The sequence below is a fragment of the Pelagicoccus sp. SDUM812003 genome (genome assembly GCF_031127815.1).
Lineage (GTDB): Bacteria > Verrucomicrobiota > Verrucomicrobiia > Opitutales > Opitutaceae > Pelagicoccus.
In genome coordinates this window covers 143329-149972 of sequence record NZ_JARXHY010000016.1, presented here as the reverse complement: position 1 = coordinate 149972, position 6644 = coordinate 143329, and the positions used below count along the sequence as shown (strand labels likewise).

5 protein-coding genes and 1 tRNA gene are annotated in these 6644 nt (G+C 57.2%); 1 reads left to right on the top strand and 5 read right to left on the bottom strand.

Annotation, left to right across the window (positions count from 1 at the left end):
- Positions 1 to 74 precede the first annotated feature (74 nt).
- Both QEH54_RS18980 and QEH54_RS18975 read right to left on the bottom strand, forming a co-directional pair.
- Positions 75 to 149, bottom strand: a tRNA-Met gene (locus tag QEH54_RS18980).
- 88 nt (positions 150 to 237) lie between these two features.
- Complete coding sequence (locus tag QEH54_RS18975) at positions 238 to 831, bottom strand: TetR/AcrR family transcriptional regulator (RefSeq protein ID WP_309020285.1); 594 nt, start codon at positions 829 to 831, stop codon at positions 238 to 240.
- Positions 832 to 925: 94 nt separating this feature from the next.
- On the opposite strand from QEH54_RS18975, the gene QEH54_RS18970 reads away from it, so the two are divergent.
- Positions 926 to 1963: a lipid A deacylase LpxR family protein gene (locus tag QEH54_RS18970; RefSeq protein ID WP_309020284.1), complete on the top strand. Its 1038-nt coding sequence runs from the start codon at positions 926 to 928 to the stop codon at positions 1961 to 1963.
- A gap of 146 nt (positions 1964 to 2109) precedes the next feature.
- Here QEH54_RS18970 and QEH54_RS18965 read toward each other — a convergent pair whose 3' ends face one another.
- The 3 genes from QEH54_RS18965 to QEH54_RS18955 form a co-directional block, all read right to left on the bottom strand.
- Positions 2110 to 3828 carry a tetratricopeptide repeat protein gene (locus QEH54_RS18965; RefSeq protein WP_309020283.1) on the bottom strand — a complete coding sequence of 573 codons (1719 nt, stop codon included), beginning with the start codon at positions 3826 to 3828 and terminating at the stop codon, positions 2110 to 2112.
- Between the two features lie 41 nt (positions 3829 to 3869).
- Complete coding sequence (locus QEH54_RS18960; RefSeq protein WP_309020282.1) at positions 3870 to 5156, bottom strand: VCBS repeat-containing protein; 1287 nt, start codon at positions 5154 to 5156, stop codon at positions 3870 to 3872.
- 161 nt (positions 5157 to 5317) lie between these two features.
- On the bottom strand, positions 5318 to 6607 hold the full coding sequence (locus QEH54_RS18955; protein ID WP_309020281.1) for a glycosyltransferase: 1290 nt from the start codon (positions 6605 to 6607) through the stop codon (positions 5318 to 5320).
- Between the last annotated feature and the right edge of the window lie 37 nt (positions 6608 to 6644).

Sequence of the window (6644 nt, the reverse complement as noted above, 5' to 3'; positions counted from 1 at the left end):
CCTTTGGTCGGCAGTTCAAGGGGTTGAGACACAAAAAAGCCGATCCCGCTGGCTGGAATCGGTTGAAAGGAGAGTGGTGCCAGAGGGCAGATTTGAACTGCCGACCAAAGGCTTATGAGTCCTCTGCTCTACCACTGAGCTACTCTGGCGTCCTTTGAAAGAGGAAGCACAAGGTGTAATGCGACTAAGTCAAGTCAAGCCTTGTTTCGTCGGTTTTTTGCCTGCTTGAATTTTACTCTAGCGGGGCTTGAGGCAAGCGATGAAGAGTTCTCGCAGAGCCTCGGTGGCTTTCGCCCGGTCAAGCTGGGTTCCCGCTTCGTCGGCCATGCGCATGCCGTTGATGGCTCCGATGATCACGGTGGCGAACCCGTCGGGAGCGATGTCGGGATTGATGTTTCCCGCTTGCTGGGCTGAGCGAATCATAGAGGCAAACTTATCACGCAGTCGGGCGTCGTGTTCGCGAATGATCTTCGAGATTCGCGGATTGCGGCTGGCTTCGGCCAGCACTTCGGCGTTCAGGGCGGCTCCCATGCGATGATCGTTGTCCCAGATCTCGTGCACGCGAGAGATCATGGCCCCGTAAAGGTCGTCCTCCTGCAGGAGGCTGCTGAGCTTTTCCTCGAGCTGCAGGCTGTCTTCCTGAACGATGGCCTGGATGAGGTCTTCCTTGGCGGAGAAGTAGTGATATAGGTGTCCGGGACTCATCTTGGCCCGTTTGCAGATGGCCGACATGGCAGCCCCGTGGAACCCCTTCTCTCGAAAGCAAATCAACGCGGCGTCAAGAATTTGGCGTCGCCGTTCGTTCAATAAGGCAGGGTCGACTGTTCGCATCAGTTTCGGACTCTGGGGGAAAGACTTGGACCGTGGGATCTTGAATATGTTGACGCAAGACGTTTGTTATAAATAGACTAATCATTCTAAGAAAATGAGGGAAAGAGGGAAATTCGTATCCGCGAGTGTGGGGCTCGCGGCGACGGTGGCGATGCTGGGGACGTGGGCCTCAGCGCTGCCGTTGGAGGATAGATTGAGTTTTGATTTCTATCCGGAGAACCAGAAGGAGATCGTCACTGTGACCATGGAGAACGATGTGGTGAGCAATGCCGATCGTCACTACACGAGTGGGCTGCGAGTCGCTCGCTTGCTGAAGAATGGTGGTGAGCCTGACTGGATGCGCCGTGTTTTGAGGCGAATCGCGGGCGACGAGAGTCCGCTTTATCGTTATGAGGTCGCCTTCGGCCAGCAGCTTTACACGCCTGAGGATCTATTGGCGGAAGAGCGCATCGAGGGCGATCGTCCCTACGCTGGCTGGATCTACGCGTCGATTGGCAGGGTGGAGCGTCGTGGACGTGTGGTGGACCAAGTGGAACTGTCGCTTGGAGTGGTCGGCCCGGCGGCCTTGGGGGAGGAAACGCAAAAGCTCGTGCACGAGTTTTTCGCCTCCAAGGATCCGCAGGGCTGGGACAACCAGCTCGAAAACGAACCGACTTTGCAGCTGTATGGCCAGCGAAACTGGTGGCTGTTGCGAGGGGCGCGTACGGGACCGGTGCAATGGGACCTGGTGCCATACGCGGGGGGAGCCATCGGAAACGTGCACCTCTACGCCAACGGCGGGGTGACGGTTTCGGTGGGCGTTGGAGATCGCGAGCGCTTTGGCACGCCGCGACTCGGAATGCTGTTACCAGGAAATGGATACTTCACGCAAGGTGACGGCATGACCTGGCAGCTCTTCGCTTCCGCCGGTGGGGCGGCGATCGGCAGAAATCTGTTTCTCGATGGTAACACGTTTCGCAGCGAAACCTCCACGGTGGAGAAGGAGCGCTTTGTCAGCGAGGCGCAGATCGGACTGCAATTCATTTGGGGAAACAACCGCTTGTCCTTCGTGCACGTCTATCGGTCCAAAGAATTCGAGCGACAGGAGCGCGCCGAGTCCTACGGAGCGTTGAGCTACTCGCTGGCGTATTAGGTCGGATTCGCTAAACGGCAAATTGGTAGGGTTCGGGCGCCGTCGTGGAGCTTCCCAAAGTGGGGAATTGTTAGGCGTGACTCGGCGGCCACGCTCTACCTGTGGGAATTTGTGTAGTTGAGTGGTCTGGCGATTCGATTTGGAGGTTACTCCACGGTCGCCAGTCTCGCTTTGAGGCTCTCGAGGATCGTTGGATTGCCTCTCGCTTCGGGCAATCGAGCCGCCTTTTCCCAACTCGCTTTCGCGTCGGCGATTTTAGAAAGCTTAAACTGGACGTCGCCCAGGGTTACGAGTAACTGAAGCTGGTCTCCGGCGATTTCAATCATGGCCTGCAAAGTCGATTCAGCCTCTTCGAATCGTTCCAATGAGAGTAGTAACTTCAATTTGGACACAAACGCTTCTTGGGAGGCTGGCCAGATTTCGAGGGCTTGGTTGTATCGATTGACGGCAGAATCGAACTGTCGCTTTAGGAGATCGGCGTCGCCTTGCTGGGCGTAGGCGGCGGCGAGCAGTTCTCGTATATCGTCCTGGGGTTCGATGTCGAAGGCTTCCTGCAAGGACGGGATGGCGTTCTCAGGTTGGCGCTGGTCAAGGTAATGCGCTCCTATCGCCACGCGCGGGTAGAGGTCTCTTGGGGAGACGCGACGCAGGCGTTCTAGGCTCTCGAGCGCTTTTTCTGTTTGGCCGGTGCGGCGGTAGATGCTGGAGAGCATCTGGTTCGCCAAAGCGTGATATGGGTCGAGCTGAGTGGCTCTCTCCATCAGCGACACGGCGGATTCGATGTTGCCGAGGTCCATCTGCACGCCGGCGGCTTCCATGAGGATGTCCAGTGAATCTGGATACGCGTTCAACGCTTCTCTCGCCACGTTCTCCGCTTCGGCTAACTCGCCGATGTGTACCAAAGCCTTTAGAAGGTAGGTGTATGCTCCTTCGGGGGCGTCAGGATTTTGTATCGATTTTCTGAATGCGTCGCGAGCTAGAGCGTAGCGCTCCGTTTCTAGGTAAACTTGTCCCCGCATCATGTGGGCGCGGGCTTCGTTTCCGCTTAAGTTGACAAGGCGATCGAGGATGGCGAGGGCTGCATCGTAGTCTTTGATGCGAATCAAATCTTCGAACTCAACGCCAAGCTGGCGTGGATCGTAGCATCTCTGCCAAACGTCTTCTAGCCAGGGATCGTCGGGCTTCGCGTCCCAAACGCTTTTGTTTTCGTCGCGTAGGGTCTTTGCACTGCTACGATCCCCGCTTCGTTCGTAGAGCTGAGCGAGAAAGGCTCGGGCGGCGACGAAGTCTGGTTGGTCAACGACGAGTTTTTTCAGTTCGGGAAGGGCGGTCTCCGCTTGATCGTTTTGCACGAGGACGCGGATTCGACCGAGCTCGGCGAAACGATTGTCAGGGGCGATCGCGAGGCAGTTGCGGTAGCAGTTTTCAGCGTCCGCCAGCGAACCACGCTTGAGGGCTAAGTCACCCGCTCTCAACCATGCGGGAGCGTAGTCGGATTTTAATGACACGCACGTTTCGAGCAGCTCGGCGCCTGTGGATGCGTTGCCTTTTGAAAGAGCGATGTCGGCCAAGTAGTAGTAAATCTTAGCTTGCTCGCCCATTGTCGAGGTAAGCTGGAGGGCGATCTGGTAGGCCTGTTCTGCTCGCTCCAAGAATCGGTTGGCGTGGTAGACTTGACCGAGTTGCACCCAAGTGGAGTGCGACGAGGGTTCTGCGATGGAGTCGTTTCTTGTTTCCTCTAAGACTTCGAAGAATTTTTGGTGAGCTTGATCAGGCTCGGGAACGCTCGGAAGCGATTCGGTACCCGATTGGGCGGATAGGAAGAAAGCGAGGGATAGGGTCGCGATACCTGTGACGATTTTCAAAACGCGTGGGAGTGATACTGATCCAAAAAGCGGATACATAGCTATTCGGCGGACTCCATGTCCCAAAGCGTAATGCGGCTTAGCCGATCGTAGGGAGGGTAGAAGTGGAAGGCCCCGGTGACGAGTTCGATTTGACCATCAGCGTCGATGTCTGCGGCATCGACCACTACAAGGTGGGTCGGAGAGCTAGCCAGGGTGCGGTGTTCGAAGCGGTTTTCGCCTACGTTTTCGAAGCAAAGCAGCGAAGCTTCCTGAGGATCGGCCCAATCACCAAACCAGACGCAAGCCACCACGTCGTTGTCTCCATCATTGTCGATGTCCACCACGGTCGGGCTGTAGATGCCTCCTTGGTCGCCGATGCGATGGAATTCGAATTCCGCGTCGCCGAGGTTTTCCAGCCATTGCATGCCATGCCAAGGGCGGGAGCCAGGAGTAGCGTAGTCGAAGCCGTCACCGTTGGTGTAGACGATGTCCAGATCGCCATCGAGGTCGAGATCGGCTAGGGTGAGACCGCTGCTGCCGAAGTCGCGATTGGTGGAACCGGAGAGGATCTTCCGATCGAAGGTTCCCGAGCCGTCGTTGACGAGGCAATGAACCTCCTCCCAATCCTGGCTGATCAGCGCCACGATATCGAGATCCCCATCGCCATCAATATTGCCGATAGGGCTATGCACGGTGCCGGCCAAGTCGAGCAAAGGATGTTGTTTGAAGGTCCACCCGCCCAGATTCTCCAGCCATTGGACCTCGCCTTGGAAGTAGCCGAACTGTCCCGCCACCAGATCGAGGTCGCCGTCTCCGTCCAGATCTCCGGCCCGCAGGTCGTTCACCCGCCAGACGTCTTTGAGTATCTCGTGTTTTTCGAAGCTTTGGTCACCTCGGTTTTCCAAGATGGTGACGGTGCCGATCTGCTGGTCGTTTGGAGTGACGATACCCATTTCAGAAATGAGCAAGTCAATGTCTCCATCCTGATCGAAGTCGACCGCTTCCACGTGCACGGGACCGGCCACATTGTCTTCGATCACGGTTTCCTCGAATACGCCGGGTTCGGTCTGGCGGAGCCAGAGGATAAGATTGAGTTTTCCCTCGCAGGCGATCACGTCGAGCCGTCCATCCTGGTCCAAGTCGGCAATGGTCAGATCGGTGATCCATGGCATGCCCTCCACGGGAGCTCCGATCGGTTTTCCGGTGAAGGTGGAGCGATCAATGATCGAGGCGACCCCGGATGCAAGCAGCACGGGGAAGAATGCGAGGACTCCGAAGCGAAGGACTGCCCGAAAGGTGCGCAACGTCGTTGCGGGTGGGGTTTGGACGAGAGAAAGAAAGTTCACGATGCCCAGCATAGGGAGTTGGAAAGGCGGGGAAGTTCAATGGAAAAGAGGTAGGCGTTGAAACGGATTCGTAAGGCGAGCGCTCGCAATTAGCGTCGCTGCTGGTCGCTTGGGCGTGTCTCCTCGTGTCCAAGCAGGCAGGGGAGAGAGGCTGGCTGTTTTTAGAATTCCTCGTCTGGATTGAGGAACTCGCCGATGAGCTGGCTCTTATGGTCGAGGAAGAGCTCGATTTGGTGAACCGCTTCGGCTGGTCCGTCTTCCGTCTCGAGCGTAGCGAGAGCTTCGCGTGCCGCGTCGAGGTAGGCCGGGTCGGACTCGATCTTCTCCACCTTGGCCGCCAGCTTCTCGGGCCAGGTTTTCTTGCGTGCTTTGATGCCGCAGCCGAGCCGCTTCACTTCGGCGCTGAAGAAGTCCTGATCGCCGATGTGCGGCACCACGATGTGGGGTTTGCCTGCGTGCAGCACGGAAGCGGTGGTGCCCGCTCCGCCATGATGGATGACGACGCTGGCGTGCTGGAAGAGCTGGTCGTGCGACATAGCGTCGACTTCGAGAATGTTGGTGGCGGATTCGGGGATTTCGAAGCCGGACCAGCCCGGCTGCACGATGAGTTTCTTGTCGCTCGGCCAATTCGCGATGAGGCGATCGATGAACTCCTTTGGCTTGTCGTAGACCATGCTGCCGAAGGTGAGGATCGGCACTAGCTGGTCGCCGCGAAAAGCCCGGATCTTGGCCTCCGCTTCGTCGCTAGTGGGCGATTGCCAGCGGCAGTAGCCGGTGAACTGGAAGCGCGGATGGAGCTTGATCTTTGGGCGCATGAGGCCGGGTGAAACGGCGACGAGCACCAGCTCCGCGGATTTTGAAAAGAAGTCCTTCACGCCAGGAAGTCCCTTCTTTTTGAAGGAGCGGGAGATGGTGGAGTTGATCGCTGTATCCACTACGACATTACCCATTTTCCAACAGAAACGGTTCCAGCGCAGCTGTATCCAATCGGGCAGACCGCGCAGGCGCGGAAACTCATGCGGTGGATAGAAGCGCGAGGGCACGGTGTTGTGAGCGAAAGCGTAGGAGATGAAAGGGATGTCGTGCTTTTCCGCGATGGCTTTGTTGATGGGAAAGAGGTACGAAGAGATGAGGCAATCCGCTCCGTCGATCGCTTCCTCCATGCCATCGATGATGGCTTCGAGGTGTGGGGTGGCGGCTCGGTACATTTCCTTGAGCTGGGAAACGGGGGACTTCAGTTTCTGCAAGCGTCCCATCCAGTATTGCAGTTCGGACTTCTCCCAATCAGGCGGTATTTGAAAAAAGGGTACGCCCGCGGCTTCGACGTCGGGCTTGAAAGGGCGACTAGTGGCGAAGCGAATGGTATGGCCTGCTTTCTGGAGCTCCAGAGCGAGGCGGATCAGTGGGTAGATGTCTCCGGTAGAACCGTGGGTCGTGATGACGATGGTCATGAATGGACCGCACGATTATGCGGGGGGCTCGGCTTGT